Raw genomic sequence first — 15,610 nt, 5'->3', positions numbered from 1 at the left:
GAGTAAGCTACACAAACAAATCATGCGTCAGATGGTGCTCAACGCTTGCGTGATCAAGGGCGCTTTGCTCGGCGTGCGAAGGGCCAATCAGGTCCGCATCCTGAATTAGCGCCAGTCCATTTTTTCCGGCATCGTGCAGAGTATATTCCACTGCATCCGGTCCGTGGCCGTTCCCAGAATTCTCTGAAACTCTGACCTCTGCCCTATCATTCTTGAAATGAAAGGAATCTTCGAACTGGGGCGCAGCTGCCGTTGCATTCTGGTCCGGCCCCGCATGCAGAGTTTTAGAACCGCTTATGGGCACCTTGGGCAAGTCAGCCTGCGATTGGCCGGAATTGAAATGGCTACTCTGTACATCGTCCTTGGCGTGCTGATCGGCAGTTGCGGAACCTTCCTCCGAAGCGTCTAAGTCGCGATGCGATTGCCCCCAGTCAGAATCGTGTCCGGTTGAGTCGTGCTTGGCGGGCTGCTTATCGGCTGCTGCCCCGTGTTCCGAAATATGCAAATCACGCTGCGATTGTCCATGATCTGGATCGTCTCCCGGTGGCCCGTCTCCGGCGTGTGGCTTACCGGCTGCTGCTCCCTGTTCCGAAACATGCAAATCACGCTGCGATTGTTCATCATTGGATCCGTCGGCTGCGGTCGCGTGTATTGTGCCGTGTTCGGCATTCCTCGACGCGTCCGTCGCGGCCGCCTGCTCGAAGCCGCTATGATCGATCGGAGCGTCGATGGCGCCGGATCCGACGTGAGGGTTGCCGCCGGCGCCTACGCTATGCTCGCTTGCGGCTGCATCGACGATCTGATGCTCGTCGCTTTTGCCGATGGCATCGCTTCGGCCAGCCTCGAAAACGAATGATTCATGGCGGCCTTCGGGATTAAGCCGGGCTAGGTTCTCCAACTCGTTTAGGGTCGCATCGGCGCTGCCAGGCATATTAAGGGCGCCCAATTCGCTGGTGGCGTTTTCGGCAGCCGACGCAAAGCTATCCCAAAAAGTGAACGCCTGCGCAGGACTGTTAAGGAGTTCGTAAATCGAAACTCCGACCGCCATGAGCATAAACCCGCCAAAGTCACTGATGCTTGACCTTGGAGGGTTGAGTGCCGGCGATGTGATCGTGCTGGCGGCAATATCGGCGCGGGACTCGATGAGCTTGCTGCCCCGCGTCGGGATGTCAGCTCCAGAGTTCTCGGCACGATCGGCTTTACCCACGGCTCTGGCCGTTTTACCCGAAGCCGCGGTCGTTTTTGGGGGGCTGATTTTGATGGTCACGACAGCGCCGGTGTCGTCTGCGGCCATTACCGTGACACTATCGGTAAGCGCATGATGAACTGCGCTCGCGCTCGCGGGCTGAACGTCGTCCAGCGCTGCCCAAATCAGAGCTGCAAGCGCGCCGACCCTGCCGTAAAGGCGCGATAGGGCGAACGTTGCGAGCTCGGTTCGGTTTTTGATCTCAGACTGCGCAGACATGTGATCAACTCGCGCCTTGATCGTGCCTGTGGCGACGTTGAGCTGGCGCGCAATCTCCTTGTTCGACATACCGCAGGCGACCAGACGTAGGATCTTGCGCTCCAGGTCCGTCGACGCTGCAAGTCCATTTTCGCCGCACGCGCCCTTGCCGGGCTTGCGGATAGCCGCCCGATCGGCGGTCGGTGCCACCAGCCTCAGGGACCGGAACAAGGTTTCGGGCTCCTCGCGCATCGGAATCGCAGTGCAGGCGCCCGCCGCGACGGCGTCAGCGATATCGCCTCGCGCAACCGATGCTGTGTAGAATACCAAGCGCGTGGGAAGGTTTTCCGCAGTAACGGCGGCGAGCATTTCAGAAGCCGTCACGTCAGAAAATCCGTCCTCCAAAAGGGCGACATCTGGCGTCAACCTCCGGACTGCTTCGAGGCAAGCCGCTCCATTAGTGCATGACGCAACAATCTCGAAGTCACGCTCCGCCGCAAGTAGCGTCCCAAAACCCTGCAGAACGATCGGACGACGATCTGCTATCAGTAGTCGGATACGAAGCACCTGCTCTACCTCGCCCGGCCTTCCGTCCTAAGTCACCCAGCAGAGGCGAGCTAGATTGAACGGAGTGACACTCAAGAGCAGCCCGGCAACGCACAACAATCCTCTTGGTTCCCGTAGATTAGTACGGCAATCGGATGATGTTCGTGCTTGCAGCCGATCGATGGCCCTCGTAGCCGGCAGAAAGCCCATCGGATAGGAAATCACAGTGTGGGCAGAACGAGATGAGCAAACCGTCCGCTCATGGGATGGTCCGGCTGTGCTCCAGCCCCGCCACTGCGAGAAGGTGGCAAGGGGCGCTCAAGGCAAGGAGCACGCCATGTCTCAGAACCTCAATGCAGCGATCGCAGTGATCGGCATCGGTATTGGCAAGAATTCGTTCCACCTCGTGGGTCATGATCACCGCGCTGCCATCGTGCTGCGCAGAAGTGGTCACGCCTCCCATCCCCAAGGGTATAGGGTGTCAATCCACAGCGACCTGTCGAAACGCTGTCGGCGCCATGGACACGCCGCCAAAGCCAAAAGGCCGGTCATAGACCATGAGCAGGACGAGGCACACAGCGATTGCCGTAGAAAAGATAAACAAGGTCGCCGCCATCGCCGCTCGATTATCGATATGTATCATTGCGATCGTCACGAGGATCAGCATCGTCAAGACAATGATGACTGCCCACTGGATCGGCGCGATCTGAAGCTGGCTGAGCCGAATTCTATCTCGCCGGACTTCAAACGCATGTTCGATCGCGACCAAGGCGCGCTCCTGGGCCAGCTGCTGAGCGGGTTGTGCGGGCGTAAAGGAAAGGACCGCCGCCATCGCGTCAGTCAATCCAGTCGGGATTGCTTGCAAAGTGGCTTCGCCCCTGCCCATCGCTGGCCAATCCTGCGTTTCAATGAAATGAAGGTGGCGCTTGAGGCTATCGCGCAGATTGTTCCGAACATCCGGTGGCAAAGCATCCGCGAGGAGCATGGCCTGTCGGAGAGCACTGGCTTCCTGACCGACATATTCCCCGGCCCGATCGACATTTGTCCATACGCGCGAGGACAGGAAGGCGAGGAGCAGGGCCAGGATAACCGCCAGAGGCGTCAACGTCACAGGCGAGGCCGCCTTCAGCTGCCTCACCACTGCGCGCCGGGACAGGATTGCCGCTGCGCCGAAAGTCGCAATCGCCAACACGTAACAGAAGCCGAATACAAGAAGCATGATGCCGGGAATCGAATGGGACTCAACCCAATGCAACATTGGTCCTCCTGAGCTGGCTACTCCTGTCCTTCTAGAATACGCCCCGAGTCCCCTGACCGGAAGGCCACACCGCACGGGTGCTGCAGGCAAGCGGGCATTCGCGTGGTGCCGAAGGACGACACCGACTAGGATCAGGAATATGGCTTCACCGACAATCGGCGGATGCCGAAGCCGTTAACTGCTGCGCCGCGGCAGTTCGATCCCGATGTCCGGAGGGGTCAGGAGCCCTCGATAATGCTCGAGCGGGGCGACTTCCGCTTTGCCCCTTAGAAGATGCCGTTCAGGAGCACCAGCCCTCAAAACAAAAGCTCGTCACGGCGCACCCGTCGGCCATCACCCGTCGGGCAAAACAGCTGACCACTTCCGCACCCTCGGCTGTCAAGACCCGCTCTGCAAAATATTCATATTTACCGAAATTCGGATTTGTCGTATAAAAAAGCACCCTGGCCCGAGACAAGGGGCGGATCGCGATCGTCACGAACCGCGGGCTGGGCAGCGATGGACGCGACGGCGTCGAGCGTAACAGGCATTGCAGGGCGGCTTCAGCCGTGAGCAATGCCTTCGCGCGAACGACACGACGCCGACAGCGTCTTCGCATGGCTTCGGGGGCGAGCACACGCCACCCCTCGGATTCCCAGCGAAGACGTGCGCGGACGGAGAAGTCGTGTGGTCCTGACGCCCGGGGTCTGTGCGTCAAGTCCTGTGGTGATGTAGCGGCCCGACCGGGCCCGCGCATCAGTCATCTGCATGGCGACGGGGGCAACAGTGCATCGCTCCCCGAGGAGAGCACGAAGGACACCGTTAAAACCATTCGCGCAGGGAAGGCCGGGCGACCGGCATCACCTGTTGTCCACCCCGTGTGCATTTCTATCGCACACGGACTCGGGTGCCGCCGGCGCCTGGCCTTCCCTGCGCCCTTGTCTTTTCCGAGGGCGCGCCGTGAAGCAAAGCTCGGGCGAGATGCGCCGCGAGAACGCGATGGTATGTCTGCTGTTTGAGATGCGAATCGGAGAGCGATGGCCTCGCCACTTGCTCCATTGCGAGCGCAGCGAAGCAATCCAGAGTCTTTCCGCGGCGGGATTCTGGATTGCTTCGCTGCGCTCGCAATGACCATGTGAGACGGCGCTCCCCTCTGGTGCCCCGGACGCAGCGCAGCGCTACTTCAGCGGTGCGCTGCTGAGCCGGGGCGCCCATGTCTCCGAGCGATCCGTGCCGCACGGGTCCCGGCTCTGCGCAGCAACGCGAAAAGCGTTGCAGCGCGTCCGGGACAAGAGAGTGCTACCCAATCGCCCGGCCGAACTTGTTCGACTTCGGAAACCCCTTCGGTGCCAGACGGCCGGCATCGGCGCGGTTACCTTGCCATTCGGCGAGCTCTTTCATCGTTGCCGAGAATTCGCGCCCCGCGGAGTCCTTCCAGGTCAGCCCCGCCTTGGCATCGAATACCGCGACGTCGGAGAGGCCGCCGTCCTTGTATTTCTGCAAGCGCATGCCGCGGCCGCGGGCCATCTCGGGGACTTGGTCAAGCGGGAAAATCAGCATCTTGCGGTTCTCGCCGATGACAGCAACGGTGTCGCCTGTTACCTCGGTGATCGCGCGCGCCTCGTTCGGCATCTCGACGTTGAGGACCTGCTTGCCCTTCTTGGTGGTGCCGACGCAATCGTCCTCGTTGACCACAAAACCCTGGCCTTCGTGGCTCGCGACCAGGAATTTGCGCCCGCCCTTGTTGACGAACAGCGCAACCGGCGCAGCCTCCTGCTCGAGGTCGATGAACAGGCGGATCGGTTCGCCGTGGCCGCGGCCCCCGGGCAGCTTCGCCACATCGAGCGAGTAGAACTTGCCGTTGGTGGCGAACAGCAGCAGCTTCGAGGTCGTCTCCGCAAAGAAGGCGAAACCGAGCTTGTCGTCCTGCTTGAAGGCAAGGCCGGAGAGATCCTCGACATGGCCCTTCATGGTGCGGATCCAGCCCTTGTCAGAGACCACGACCGTCACCGGCTCGCGCTCGACAAAGGCTTCCTCGATCGCGGCGAGATCGTGCTCGGGTGCGTCGGCAAAGGTGGTGCGGCGCTTGCCGAGCGGCGTCTTCGGCCCGAACATGTCGCGGACCTTGCCGACCTGCTCGCCGACCTTTTTCCATTGCTCGGCTTCCGAGGCGAGCACCGCATTGATGCCCTTGAGCTCGGCGCGAAGCTTCTTGTCCTCGGTGCGGATCTCCATCTCCTCGAGCTTGCGCAAACTGCGCAGCCGCATGTTGAGGATGGCTTCAGTCTGCACCTCGGTGAGCTTGAACGCCTTCATCAGCTCGGGCTTCGGCTCATCCTCGGTGCGGATGATCTTGATCACCTTGTCGATGTTCAGATAGGCGATCAGGAGGCCGCCGAGCACTTCCAGCCGGTGCTCGATCTGCGCCTTGCGGTGATTGTTGCGGCGGATCAGCACGTCGCGCAGATGGTCGAGCCACTCGCGCAAGCACTCGGCCAGGCCGACCACCTTGGGCACCTTGCCCTTGATCAGTACGTTCAGGTTCAGCGGGATCTTGCTTTCAAGCTCGGTCAGCCGGAACAGCGACTCCATCATCAGCGCGGGATCGACGTTCTTCGACTTCGGCTCGATGACGAGACGGACGTCCTCGGCCGATTCGTCCCTGACATCACCGACCAGCGGGAGCTTCTTCTGATCCAAAAGCTCGGCGATCCTCTCCACCATCCGCGACTTCTGCACCAGCCAGGGGATCTCGGTGACAACGACCACCCAGGTGCCGCGAGCGCCCTCCTCCTGCTCCCACCGCGCGCGCACGCGGAACGAACCGCGGCCCGTCGTGTACGCCTCGGCGATCGCCTGCTTGGAATCGACGATGATGCCGCCGGTCGGGAAATCCGGACCCTTGACCCACTTCAGCAGCGCCTTGGATTTCGCGTCGGGCTTCTCGATCAGATGCAGCGCGGCGTCGCACAGCTCGGCGGCGTTGTGCGGCGGGATCGAGGTCGCCATGCCGACCGCGATTCCTTGCGCGCCGTTGGCAAGCAGGTTCGGGAAGCCGCCGGGCAGGACGATCGGCTCCTTCGACTGGCCGTCGTAATTGGCGCGGAACTCGACCCCGTCCTCGTCGATGCCATCGAGCAGAAGACGCGCGACGTCGGTCATGCGCGCTTCGGTGTAACGGTAGGCGGCCGGGTTATCACCGTCGATATTGCCGAAATTGCCCTGGCCGTCGACCAGCGGGTAGCGCGAGGAGAAGTCCTGCGCGAGACGCACCATGGCGTCATAGATGGCCTGGTCGCCATGCGGATGGAACGAGCCCATCACGTCGCCGACGATTTTTGCGGATTTCTTGAAGGCCGTGCCGGGGTCGAGCCGGAGCAGGCGCATGCCGTAGAGGATGCGCCGGTGCACCGGCTTCAGGCCGTCGCGCGCGTCCGGCAGCGCACGGTGCATGATGGTGGAGAGCGCATAGGCGAGATAGCGCTCTTCCAGCGCTTCACGCAGCGGCACCTCGTGAATTTCGGCCGGTTCTTCCGGCGGAACGATTCGTTTTCCCATGTCGCCCGGTTAAACCGTGGAAGCGAATCGGGCAAGGATGGATTGGTTCCTTGTGGGTGGCTAGTGCCCCGCCCAGCCGGCCGTCACAGGCTGGGTGGTTTGCGGACTCTGAGCCTGCGTGCTGGACGGTGCATTCGCCAGGCAATGCCGGGCGGTCTCGATCTCAGCCTCGCTCGCGCCCTTGGACCGCGCCCATGCCTCTGCGGCTGCAGCCGAATATTTGGCCACATAGTACCGGATGACGGTGCAGGATGCCCGACGAAACACGCCAGGTTGCGGCTCGCCGGCCATTGCATCAGGCGCGCACGCGAGCAGCGCCGCCGATAAGGCGAATCCCTTGATCAACATTTAGGCTAACCCCGCTGTGGAACCGGCGGGTCAATTCGGCCGGCCGAGATTTGGTTCCCGGGGAACTTTCAAGTAGGTTGGCAGGCCCAGGCGCTTTTCATCATGGCACCGGAATCTCCGCCCTTGCCTGCTGCCGCATCAAGGCGTTGATGAATCCGGCGCGCGCGTCGGAATGGCCCTGCCCGCGCGGCTCCAGCACGTGGCGCAGCAGGAACAAGCCGGTGAGCCGAAAGCCGTCCTGGAGATCCTGCTCGGTAAGGTCGGTGTGCACCTCGCCCTGGCGCAGGAATGACGGCAGCCGCAACAGCCGATCGCGCCACGGCTCGCCCGCGCCGCGCGACACCGCGCCGCCGGATTTGGGCGAGACATAGATCAGGTCCGTGGTCTCCCCGGTCACCGCGCAATTCTCCAGCGCGAGCCCAAAGCCGAGTTCGGCGAGCATCGCCAGCTCGAAATGGATGACATGCACGGCGGCGCCGCCGATATCGTCGAAATCGTCGAGCGAATGTTCGAGCAGAGCAAAGATCGCCTCATGCGGATCGCGCTCGGGCAGCAGCCGCGCGATCGAAGCGAGATGGGTAACGCCGTAGACGCCGTGGGATGATGCCAGCAGCGTCGCCGCGCGCAGCTTCAATCCCTCGATCGCATAGGTCCCGAGATGCTCGTCGAGCCGCGCCCGCCACACCGCACTGACGCTGTTCCCCGGCTGCAAAAGCGGCCGCATCCGCGAGCCGGCACCGCCGCGGACGAGACCAAGATGCCGGCCGTGCGCGCGCGTCAGCAACTCGACGATGGCGCTGCTCTCGCCATGCCGCCGCACCCCCAGCACGATGCCTTCGTCGGTCCATTCCATGGCAGGAAGTGTAGCCCACCCTGCGGCGTCGCGCGAGACGCTAGGCGTTGAACCAGCTCTGCGCATCGCCCGTGAAGGAGAAATACAGGCCCATCGTCGTCAGCACGCAGGAGACGATCTCGATGGCACTGTCGAGCTCCATGCCCTTCTCGCCGATGATCTGGCCGAGCGAGATCACCGACAGCACGAGGGCTGCCGCAAGCACCCAGCGCGGCCAGTTCTTGCGTCCATGCGCGGCGAGCCAGACGAAATAGACGAGAAGCAGGATCATGCCGCCGGCGAGCAGGGTGGCGGTCATGATCATTTGCTCGGCCATCTCGGCGTTGGGCGTGCGGTCCTGCACCGCGACCGACAGGGCATCCAGCATCAACGATGCATAGAGCAGCGCTTCGAAGCGCCGGACGTTGCTGGGCACGCTCATCGGATACCGATCTTTTCTTGGTTATTCCTTGGGGAAGTCCAGGCCCATCTCGCGATAGCGATCCGGATCGTCGCCCCAGTTCTCGCGCACCTTGACGAACAGGAACAGATGCACCGGCACATCCAGGATCTGCATCAGTTCTTTGCGCGAGTCGGCGCCGATCGACTTGATGGTGGCGCCGCCCTTGCCGAGCACGATCTTGCGCTGGCTTTCGCGCTCGACGAAGATCGTCTGCTCGATGCGGACTGACTTGTCCTTGCGCTCCTCCCACTTGTCGGTCTCGACCGTGGACTGGTAGGGCAATTCCTGGTGCAACTTCTGATAGATTTTTTCGCGCGTGATTTCGGCAGCCAGCTGCCGCATCGGCGCGTCCGACATCTGGTCCTCGGGATAGAGGAATGGACCAGGAGGCACCATCTCGGCCAGCGTCGTGCGGATGTCGTCGACGCCGTCGCCCGAGATCGCCGCAATCATGAAGGTCTTCGCGAATTTCATGCGCTCGTTGGCGGCTTGGGCCAACGCCAGCAGCTTCTCGCGCTGGACCAGGTCGACCTTGTTGATCACCAGGATCTTCTCGTGATTGACGCTGGCCGCCTTGGCGAGGATCGCCTCGGCCTCCTCGTCGATCCCGGTCTTGGCATCGAGCAGCACGCAGACGAGATCGGCGTCGTGAGCCCCGCTCCAGGCGGTCGAGACCATGGCACGGTCGAGCCGGCGCTTCGGCGAGAAGATGCCGGGCGTGTCGACCAGGATGATCTGCGCGTTGTTCTCGATCACGATGCCGCGGATCAGCGCGCGCGTGGTCTGCACCTTGCGCGAAACGATCGTGACCTTGGCGCCGACCAGCGCGTTCGTCAGCGTGGACTTGCCGACATTCGGCGCGCCGATCAGCGCAACGAAGCCGCAGCGCGTAGCAGTGGGCGCCTCGCCGCTTGCTTCAGCCGTCATTGCCGCCGCCAACGCCTTCGCGTTCGATCATCACTGAAGCCGCCACCTTCTCTGCCGCACGCTTGCTGCCGCCGATGCCTTCGGCCGGGGCCAATCCCGGCAGGTCGACGGCGACGCGGAATTGCGGATCGTGATGCGGGCCGGTGCGCTCGACCTCGCGGTAGACAGGGGTCGGCAAGCCTTTCCCCTGCGCCCATTCCTGGAGCACGGTCTTGGGGTCGCGCAAGGGACGGCGCGGCTTGTGCATGCGCTCGGTCCAGTTGCGCCTGACGAATTCGGCCGCCGCCGCGTACCCGCCGTCGAGGAAAACGGCGCCGATCACGGCCTCGCAGATGTCCCCGAGCACGCTCTTGCGCAGGCGGGCGTCGGCGCTGGGGCCGACCGAGCCGAGCTTGATGTCGTCGAGCAGACCGAGCGATTTTGCGACGTCGGCGCAGCTCTCCTTGCGCACGAGCTCGGCAAGCCGCTTGGACAGCTCGCCTTCGTCGGCGTTCGGAAAGGTGTGATAGAGCATGTCGGAGACGACCAGCCCGAGCACGTGGTCGCCGAGAAATTCCAGCCGCTGATAGCTGTCGCCGCGCTTGCGCCCGGACTTCAGTGCCGAGACATGCGTGATCGCCTGCATCAAGAGGTTCGGGTCAGTGAAGCTGTGGCCGATGCGCGCCTCGAGCGCCGCGTTCGCGTCCGCGCCCTTGGCCTTGCTGCTTCGCGTCCGCTTCTTCTTCGCGGGCGCCTTGCTCGCAAGCGGTTTGGTCGCAGCTTCGCCCTCGGGGCCGGCTTGCGCCTCCGTCAGTGGGGTCGCGATGTCCTTGGCTTCGTCTTTCATCGGACGATATTGAAGAAACGATTCCAGCGCACCGCCCAAGGCCAGCGCCAGAACATCCAGGCATGCTCGCCTTCGGCGATGGAGAAGAAGATCATCTGCGCGCGGCCGATCAAGTTCTCCTGCGGTACATAACCGACCTGGCCGAGGAAGCGGCTGTCGGTCGAGTTGTCGCGGTTGTCGCCCATCATGAAGAAGTGACCGGGCGGCACCGTGTAGACGTTGGTGTTGTCCATGTAGCCGTTGTCGGCGCAGTCCAGCGTCTCGTAGGACACGCCGTTCGGTAGCGTCTCCTTCCAGCGCTTCACCCGGGAGATGCCCCCGCCTTCGGAGCCGCACGGATCCTCGCCGACGAACTCGCTCATGCGCTGCCGCTCGACCGGGGTATCGTTGATGTAGAGCAGACCGTCCCGCATCTGGATGCGGTCGCCGGGAAGACCGATCACGCGCTTGATGTAGTCGGTGGAATCGTCCTTGGGCAGCCGAAACACGACGATGTCGCCGCGGTCGGGGTCAGAGCCCCAGACCCGCCCCGAGAACAGCGGCGGCGAAAACGGGATCGAATAGTGACTATAGCCGTAGGAATATTTCGAGACGAACAGATAGTCGCCGACCAGCAGCGTGGCCTTCATCGAACCGGACGGGATGTTGAACGGCTGGAACAGGAACGTGCGGATCACCAGCGCGATCAGCAGAGCATGGATCACGACCCGAATCGTTTCGCCGACACCGCTCTCAGTTTTCGTTCCCGAAGTCACGCTCATTGCTCTCTCAATTCCGGCCGGCGGTCACAGAGCGCCCTCCTCCCGCGAACAGCCGATCGGCTCGCGGCCCAAGGAGATTGTCCTGATTCTGATAGTGAGGGCCAATTCCGGCGTAAAGCCGAATTCACCCAGCCTGATTTGCGTCGACGGACTTTTAGACGGTTGTCGGAGACCGCGCAATCAAGGATCGCATCAAAACTGCATAAGATATTGGTATTTCAAATGAATTATGAGATTACAGGATCCGGTCAGGGCTTGGCCAGCGGGACGGCGGAAATGACGACGAAGGCCTGCGCGAGCGGCCAGTCGTCTGTGATCGAAACATCGATCCGCGCCTCGAACCCTTCCGGTGTCAGGGCCTGAAGCCGAGCCAAGGCGCCGCCGGTCAGTTGCATGGTCGGCCGTCCGCCCGGCAAGTTGACCACCCCCATGTCGCGCCACCAGACGCCGCGCCGGATCCCGGTACCGAGCGCCTTGGAGCAGGCCTCCTTGGCGGCAAAGCGCTTGGCGTAGGTCGCCACCACCATCTTCTCGTTCTTGGCGCGCCGCTCCGCCTTGGCCCGCTCGGCCGCGGTGAAGATGCGGTCGAGGAAGCGCTCGCCATGGCGCTCGATCACCTTGCCGACGCGGGTGATGTCGATCAGGTCCGAGCCGATTCCGATGATCATGCCCGGCTCCGGCCGCGGTCCATCGCCGCGCGCATGCTGCGCACGGTCTCGGCGAGCCCTACGAACAGCGCCTCGCCGATCATGTAGTAGCCGATGTTGAGCTCCATGATCTCAGGCAGCGCCGCGATCGTCTCCGCCGTCGTATAGTCGAGCCCGTGGCCGGCATGGACCTCGAGCCCCGCTTCCTTCGCCAGCTTCGCCCCCGCCACGATCCGCTGCCATTCGGCATCGGCCTTGCCGGTCGGGCCGTCGAGGACGGCGTCGCACCAGGCGCCGGTGTGGATCTCGATCACGGGGGCGCGCAGCCGCGCCGCCATCTCGATCTGCGCGGGGTCGGCGGCGATGAACAGCGAGACCCGGATGCCGGCATCGCTCAGCCGCGCGATGTAGGGCGCGAGCGCATCGTGCTGGCCGACGACATCTAACCCACCCTCGGTCGTCACCTCCTGCCGCCGCTCCGGCACGAGGCACACCGCGTGGGGCCTTGTGGCGAGCGAGATCCGCATCATGTCGTCGGTCGCCGCCATCTCGAAATTGAGCGGCTTGGAGATCTCCGCCTTTAGCCGCGCCATGTCCTCGTCGCGGATGTGCCGGCGATCCTCACGCAAATGCGCCGTGATGCCATCCGCGCCGGCCTCGATCGCCACCAGCGCGGCGCGCACCGGATCGGGATTGCGGCCGGCGCGGGCGTTGCGCAGGGTCGCGACATGGTCGACGTTGACGCCGAGGCGGAGCGGAAGTGCGGGCATTGCAGGACTCTCGAGCTCAGGGGGACAGACGCATGCGAGAAGCGTCTATCCATTAACACGTTCGACGCGGGCGACGACCGCCTTGGCGCGCAATTGGGCCAGGATCGCGCTCAAATGCTTCAGATCGTAGACTTCGAGGTCGATCGTCGTCTCCGTGAAATCAGGTGAGCGGCGCTGCATGCTGATGTTGTCGATGTTGCCATCGTGCTCGGCGATCACGGTCGCGATCTGTGCCAGCGCGCCGGGCTCGTTGACGTTCTCGACCTTGATGCGGGCCGGGAAGCGCTGCGGCAAGGAATCCTCGATGTCCCAGCGCACGTCGAGCCAGCGCTCCGGCTCCTCCTCGAAATCCTTCAGGGCGGGCGCCTGGATCGGGTAGATCGTAATGCCCTCGCCCGGCGTCACGATGCCGACGATGCGGTCGCCGGGCACGGCGCCGCCGTTCGGCGCGAACTTCACCGGCAGGTCGGAATTGATGCCGCGGATCGGAATGGCGACCGGGCTGCGTGGCGACTCCGACGACTTCTCCTTGAGCTTGGCGGCGAGCCCCTTCTTGATGCCGTAGCGCGCGATGCGCTCCTCCTTGTAGTCCGGATACATCGCGCGCGCGACGTGGGAAGCCTTGATCTCGCCGCGCCCGACCGCCGCCATGACGTCCTCGATCGAGGTCCGCGCCAGCCGCGGCAGCGCGCCCTTGAGCTTGTCGTCGGCATATTCGATCTTGGCGCGCTCGAACAGGCGCTCGACGATGCGCCGGCCGAGACCGACATATTGATCGCGCATGGCGGTGCGCGTGGCGCGGCGGATCGCGGCGCGCGCCTTGCCGGTGACCGCGAGCGTCTCCCAGGCCGACGGCGGTGCCGACTGCGCTTCCGAGGTCAGCACCTCCACCTCGTCGCCGTTCTGGAGCTCCGAGGACAGCGGCGCGAACTTGCCGTTGATCTTGCAGCCGACCGCGCTATTGCCGACGTCGGTATGCACCGCATAGGCGAAGTCGATCACGTTGGCATGGCGCGGCAGCGCGATCAGCTTGCCCTTGGGGGTGAAGCAGAACACCTGATCATGGAACAGCTCGAGCTTGGTGTGCTCGAGGAATTCCTCGGGATTGGCGCTCTCGGAGAGGATGCCGATGGTGTGGCGCAGCCAGGCGAAGGCGTTGGATTCGCGCTTGAGGTATTCGGTCGGCGAGCCTACGCCCTCCTTATAGAAGACGTGCGCGGCGATGCCGCGCTCGGCGATCTGGTCCATCGCCTCGGTGCGGATCTGGAGCTCGACGCGCTGGTTGCCGGGGCCGATCACGGTGGTGTGGATCGAACGGTAGTCGTTCTGCTTCGGCGTCGAGATGTAGTCCTTGAAACGCCCCGGCACGACCGGCCAGGTGGTGTGGACGATGCCGAGCGCGCGATAGCAGGCTTCGATGTCGCTGACGACGAGGCGAAAGCCGAAGATGTCGGACAATTGCTCGAAGCCGACCGACTTGCGCTCCATCTTGGTCCAGATCGAGAACGGCTTCTTGCGGCGGCCATAGACCCTTGCGCCCAGCCCCCGGTGGCGCAGATTGTTGGAGAGCTGGTCCTCGATCTCGCCGATCAGATTGCGGTTGCGCTCGGCGAGCGCATCGAGCCGCTGCATCACCACCGAATAGGCTTCGGGATCGAGCGTGCGGAAGGACAGATCCTCCAGCTCTTCACGCATTTCCTGCATGCCCATGCGGCCGGCCAGCGGCGCATAGATGTCGAGCGTCTCCTCGGCAATGCGCCTGCGCGATTCCGTCGGCACGAAGTCCAGCGTGCGCATGTTGTGCAGGCGGTCGGCGAGCTTGACCAGAAGCACTCGGACATCGTCGGCAATGGCCAGCAACAATTTGCGCAGGTTCTCGGCCTGTTTGGCCTCCCGCGACACCAGCTCCAGCCGCTTCAGCTTGGTCAGGCCCTCGACCAGAGCGCCGATCTCGGGCCCGAAGATCTGGTCGATCTCGGCCCGTGTCGCTTCAGTGTCCTCGATCGTGTCGTGCAGCAGCGCGGCCACGATGGTGGCGTCGTCGAGCTTGAGGTCGGTGAGAATCGCCGCCACTTCAAGCGGGTGCGAGAAATACGGATCGCCTGAGGCGCGGGTCTGCGAGCCGTGCGCCTTCATCGCATAGACATAGGCACGGTTGAGCAGGTCTTCGTTGGTGTTGGGATTGTAAGACCTGACGCGCTCGACGAGGTCATATTGACGCATCATGCGTGCGCGAGGCTTCGCCGGGCGCGCCACCGGCGCAGTCGGGGCCACGGCAACCGATTCGGTTGCGGCCTGCATCTGCATTGGTTTCCAGCGCCGATACACCATAAGTCCTGCCTTCAAACGGACCCCGACGCGACCCGTTGCATACATCTTAACGCCGATCCCCGGCGCGTCCGATCAATTCAGTGACAGGGCGCAGCGCGAACCGACAACACTATGGTAACCACGAAAACGCCAACAAAAGCAAAGGCCCGAACAACGGTTCGGGCCTTGATAAGATCACAAGAGGTCGATGATTGCGACGGGACGACCTACTCGTCCTCCTCCGGCTGCTCCTCGGGCGGTGCGAGGCCTTCGAGACCCTTTAGGAGCTCCTCTTCGGTCATGCGTTCGACGGCGACCTCGGTATCGTCCGCATCGACGCTCGCGCCCGCGGAACCGATCAGCGGCACCGTATCAGGCTCCGGCTCGTCGACCTCGACGAACTTCTGGAGCGAGTGCACCAGCTCCTCGCGGAGGTCCTCCGGCGAAATGGTCGTCTCGGCAATTTCGCGCAAGGACACAACAGGGTTCTTGTCGTTATCGCGATCAACCGTTAGTTGTGAACCGGACGAAATCATGCGGGCGCGGTGGGCGGCCAGCAGGACCAGGTCAAACCGGTTGTCGACCTTGTCGATACAATCTTCTACGGTGACGCGAGCCATGGACTGTCGCTCCGTTGTGGGTGGGACGAAATATGTGGGTGATCGGGGCTAGTTATAGGGACCGGGCCGCTTTCGCAAGGCCAATTTGTGATTTGGCCTCGCCAAACGGCTCTGCTACCCCCACATTGGGGCTGGGATGGGTGATTTCCCGGGCTGCCATCGAAGGTAACGCCGGGCGTGTGGAAGTCCGCCATAACTATACCTTGATTGCCCCGACTTCTCCGGATTTGCGGTTTCGACGGCTTTCGACGGCGCCTTAGAACTGCGCGGCTTGCTGCCGCCGCGCCAACAATAAACGATCAATCACGACCACTACGCGAG

14 protein-coding genes and 1 pseudogene are annotated in these 15,610 nt (G+C 63.1%); 1 reads left to right on the top strand and 14 read right to left on the bottom strand.

Features of this window, described 5'->3' with window-relative positions; translation table 11 throughout:
- Positions 1 to 7: 7 nt before the first annotated feature.
- Positions 8 to 1,870 (bottom strand): response regulator transcription factor, encoded by a 1,863-nt coding sequence (locus IVB01_RS12075; RefSeq protein ID WP_247420683.1) that lies wholly within the window; start codon positions 1,868 to 1,870, stop codon positions 8 to 10.
- A gap of 457 nt (positions 1,871 to 2,327) precedes the next feature.
- Between IVB01_RS12075 and IVB01_RS12070 the strand changes: the two are divergent.
- Positions 2,328 to 2,435 (top strand): annotated as a pseudogene (locus IVB01_RS12070) (IS110 family transposase); the annotation flags it as partial.
- A 36-nt stretch (positions 2,436 to 2,471) separates the two neighbouring features.
- On the opposite strand, the gene IVB01_RS12065 reads toward IVB01_RS12070, so the two are convergent.
- The 13 genes from IVB01_RS12065 to rpoZ form a co-directional block, all read right to left on the bottom strand.
- Positions 2,472 to 3,248 carry a DUF4239 domain-containing protein gene (locus IVB01_RS12065; protein WP_247420680.1) on the bottom strand — a complete coding sequence of 259 codons (777 nt, stop codon included), beginning with the start codon at positions 3,246 to 3,248 and terminating at the stop codon, positions 2,472 to 2,474.
- A gap of 280 nt (positions 3,249 to 3,528) precedes the next feature.
- A complete protein-coding gene (locus tag IVB01_RS12060; RefSeq protein WP_247494555.1) occupies positions 3,529 to 3,864 on the bottom strand; it encodes a hypothetical protein in 336 nt (111 codons plus the stop codon).
- 662 nt (positions 3,865 to 4,526) lie between these two features.
- Positions 4,527 to 6,785 (bottom strand): DNA topoisomerase IV subunit A, encoded by a 2,259-nt coding sequence (parC, locus tag IVB01_RS12055; protein WP_247277047.1) that lies wholly within the window; start codon positions 6,783 to 6,785, stop codon positions 4,527 to 4,529.
- Between the two features lie 60 nt (positions 6,786 to 6,845).
- A complete protein-coding gene (locus IVB01_RS12050) occupies positions 6,846 to 7,133 on the bottom strand; it encodes a hypothetical protein (protein ID WP_247277046.1) in 288 nt (95 codons plus the stop codon).
- Positions 7,134 to 7,233: 100 nt separating this feature from the next.
- The gene (recO, locus tag IVB01_RS12045) at positions 7,234 to 7,986 is read right to left on the bottom strand and encodes a DNA repair protein RecO (RefSeq protein WP_247277045.1); all 753 of its coding nucleotides are present in this window, start codon (positions 7,984 to 7,986) and stop codon (positions 7,234 to 7,236) included.
- A 40-nt stretch (positions 7,987 to 8,026) separates the two neighbouring features.
- Positions 8,027 to 8,407 (bottom strand): hypothetical protein, encoded by a 381-nt coding sequence (locus IVB01_RS12040; RefSeq protein WP_247277044.1) that lies wholly within the window; start codon positions 8,405 to 8,407, stop codon positions 8,027 to 8,029.
- A gap of 21 nt (positions 8,408 to 8,428) precedes the next feature.
- The gene (era, locus tag IVB01_RS12035; RefSeq protein WP_247277043.1) at positions 8,429 to 9,355 is read right to left on the bottom strand and encodes a GTPase Era; all 927 of its coding nucleotides are present in this window, start codon (positions 9,353 to 9,355) and stop codon (positions 8,429 to 8,431) included.
- Positions 9,345 to 10,181, bottom strand: coding sequence for a ribonuclease III (rnc, locus tag IVB01_RS12030; protein ID WP_247420676.1), 837 nt, complete (start codon positions 10,179 to 10,181; stop codon positions 9,345 to 9,347). Before rnc ends, era begins: the two co-directional genes overlap by 11 nt.
- The gene (lepB, locus tag IVB01_RS12025; protein ID WP_247277041.1) at positions 10,178 to 10,942 is read right to left on the bottom strand and encodes a signal peptidase I; all 765 of its coding nucleotides are present in this window, start codon (positions 10,940 to 10,942) and stop codon (positions 10,178 to 10,180) included. The genes rnc and lepB overlap by 4 nt, the downstream gene beginning before the upstream one ends.
- A gap of 248 nt (positions 10,943 to 11,190) precedes the next feature.
- On the bottom strand, positions 11,191 to 11,610 hold the full coding sequence (gene acpS, locus IVB01_RS12020) for a holo-ACP synthase (RefSeq protein WP_247277040.1): 420 nt from the start codon (positions 11,608 to 11,610) through the stop codon (positions 11,191 to 11,193).
- Positions 11,607 to 12,359 carry a pyridoxine 5'-phosphate synthase gene (locus tag IVB01_RS12015; RefSeq protein WP_247277039.1) on the bottom strand — a complete coding sequence of 251 codons (753 nt, stop codon included), beginning with the start codon at positions 12,357 to 12,359 and terminating at the stop codon, positions 11,607 to 11,609. Before IVB01_RS12015 ends, acpS begins: the two co-directional genes overlap by 4 nt.
- Before the next feature lie 45 nt (positions 12,360 to 12,404).
- Positions 12,405 to 14,690 (bottom strand): bifunctional (p)ppGpp synthetase/guanosine-3',5'-bis(diphosphate) 3'-pyrophosphohydrolase, encoded by a 2,286-nt coding sequence (locus tag IVB01_RS12010; RefSeq protein ID WP_247277038.1) that lies wholly within the window; start codon positions 14,688 to 14,690, stop codon positions 12,405 to 12,407.
- Positions 14,691 to 14,896: 206 nt separating this feature from the next.
- Positions 14,897 to 15,289, bottom strand: coding sequence for a DNA-directed RNA polymerase subunit omega (rpoZ, locus tag IVB01_RS12005; protein ID WP_007603391.1), 393 nt, complete (start codon positions 15,287 to 15,289; stop codon positions 14,897 to 14,899).
- Between the last annotated feature and the right edge of the window lie 321 nt (positions 15,290 to 15,610).

It is taken from the genome of Bradyrhizobium sp. 164, from assembly GCF_023073715.1.
In the GTDB taxonomy this organism is placed as follows: Bacteria; Pseudomonadota; Alphaproteobacteria; order Rhizobiales; family Xanthobacteraceae; genus Bradyrhizobium.
The sequence above is the reverse complement of the archived record's forward strand: the minus strand, read 5'-3'. Positions and strand labels throughout refer to the sequence as shown.

Excerpts from the sequence above, each read along its gene's own strand:
- parC (WP_247277047.1), bottom strand. The coding sequence starts at position 6,785 with ATGGGAAAACGAATCGTTCCGCCGGAAGAACCGGCCGAAATTCACGAG.
- rpoZ (WP_007603391.1), bottom strand. The coding sequence starts at position 15,289 with ATGGCTCGCGTCACCGTAGAAGATTGTATCGACAAGGTCGACAACCGG.
- IVB01_RS12015 (WP_247277039.1), bottom strand. The coding sequence starts at position 12,359 with ATGCCCGCACTTCCGCTCCGCCTCGGCGTCAACGTCGACCATGTCGCG.
- lepB (WP_247277041.1), bottom strand. The coding sequence starts at position 10,942 with ATGAGCGTGACTTCGGGAACGAAAACTGAGAGCGGTGTCGGCGAAACG.
- era (WP_247277043.1), bottom strand. The coding sequence starts at position 9,355 with ATGACGGCTGAAGCAAGCGGCGAGGCGCCCACTGCTACGCGCTGCGGC.
- recO (WP_247277045.1), bottom strand. The coding sequence starts at position 7,986 with ATGGAATGGACCGACGAAGGCATCGTGCTGGGGGTGCGGCGGCATGGC.
- IVB01_RS12065 (WP_247420680.1), bottom strand. The coding sequence starts at position 3,248 with ATGTTGCATTGGGTTGAGTCCCATTCGATTCCCGGCATCATGCTTCTT.
- IVB01_RS12010 (WP_247277038.1), bottom strand. The coding sequence starts at position 14,690 with ATGGTGTATCGGCGCTGGAAACCAATGCAGATGCAGGCCGCAACCGAA.
- IVB01_RS12040 (WP_247277044.1), bottom strand. The coding sequence starts at position 8,407 with ATGAGCGTGCCCAGCAACGTCCGGCGCTTCGAAGCGCTGCTCTATGCA.
- acpS (WP_247277040.1), bottom strand. The coding sequence starts at position 11,610 with ATGATCATCGGAATCGGCTCGGACCTGATCGACATCACCCGCGTCGGC.
- IVB01_RS12050 (WP_247277046.1), bottom strand. The coding sequence starts at position 7,133 with ATGTTGATCAAGGGATTCGCCTTATCGGCGGCGCTGCTCGCGTGCGCG.
- rnc (WP_247420676.1), bottom strand. The coding sequence starts at position 10,181 with ATGAAAGACGAAGCCAAGGACATCGCGACCCCACTGACGGAGGCGCAA.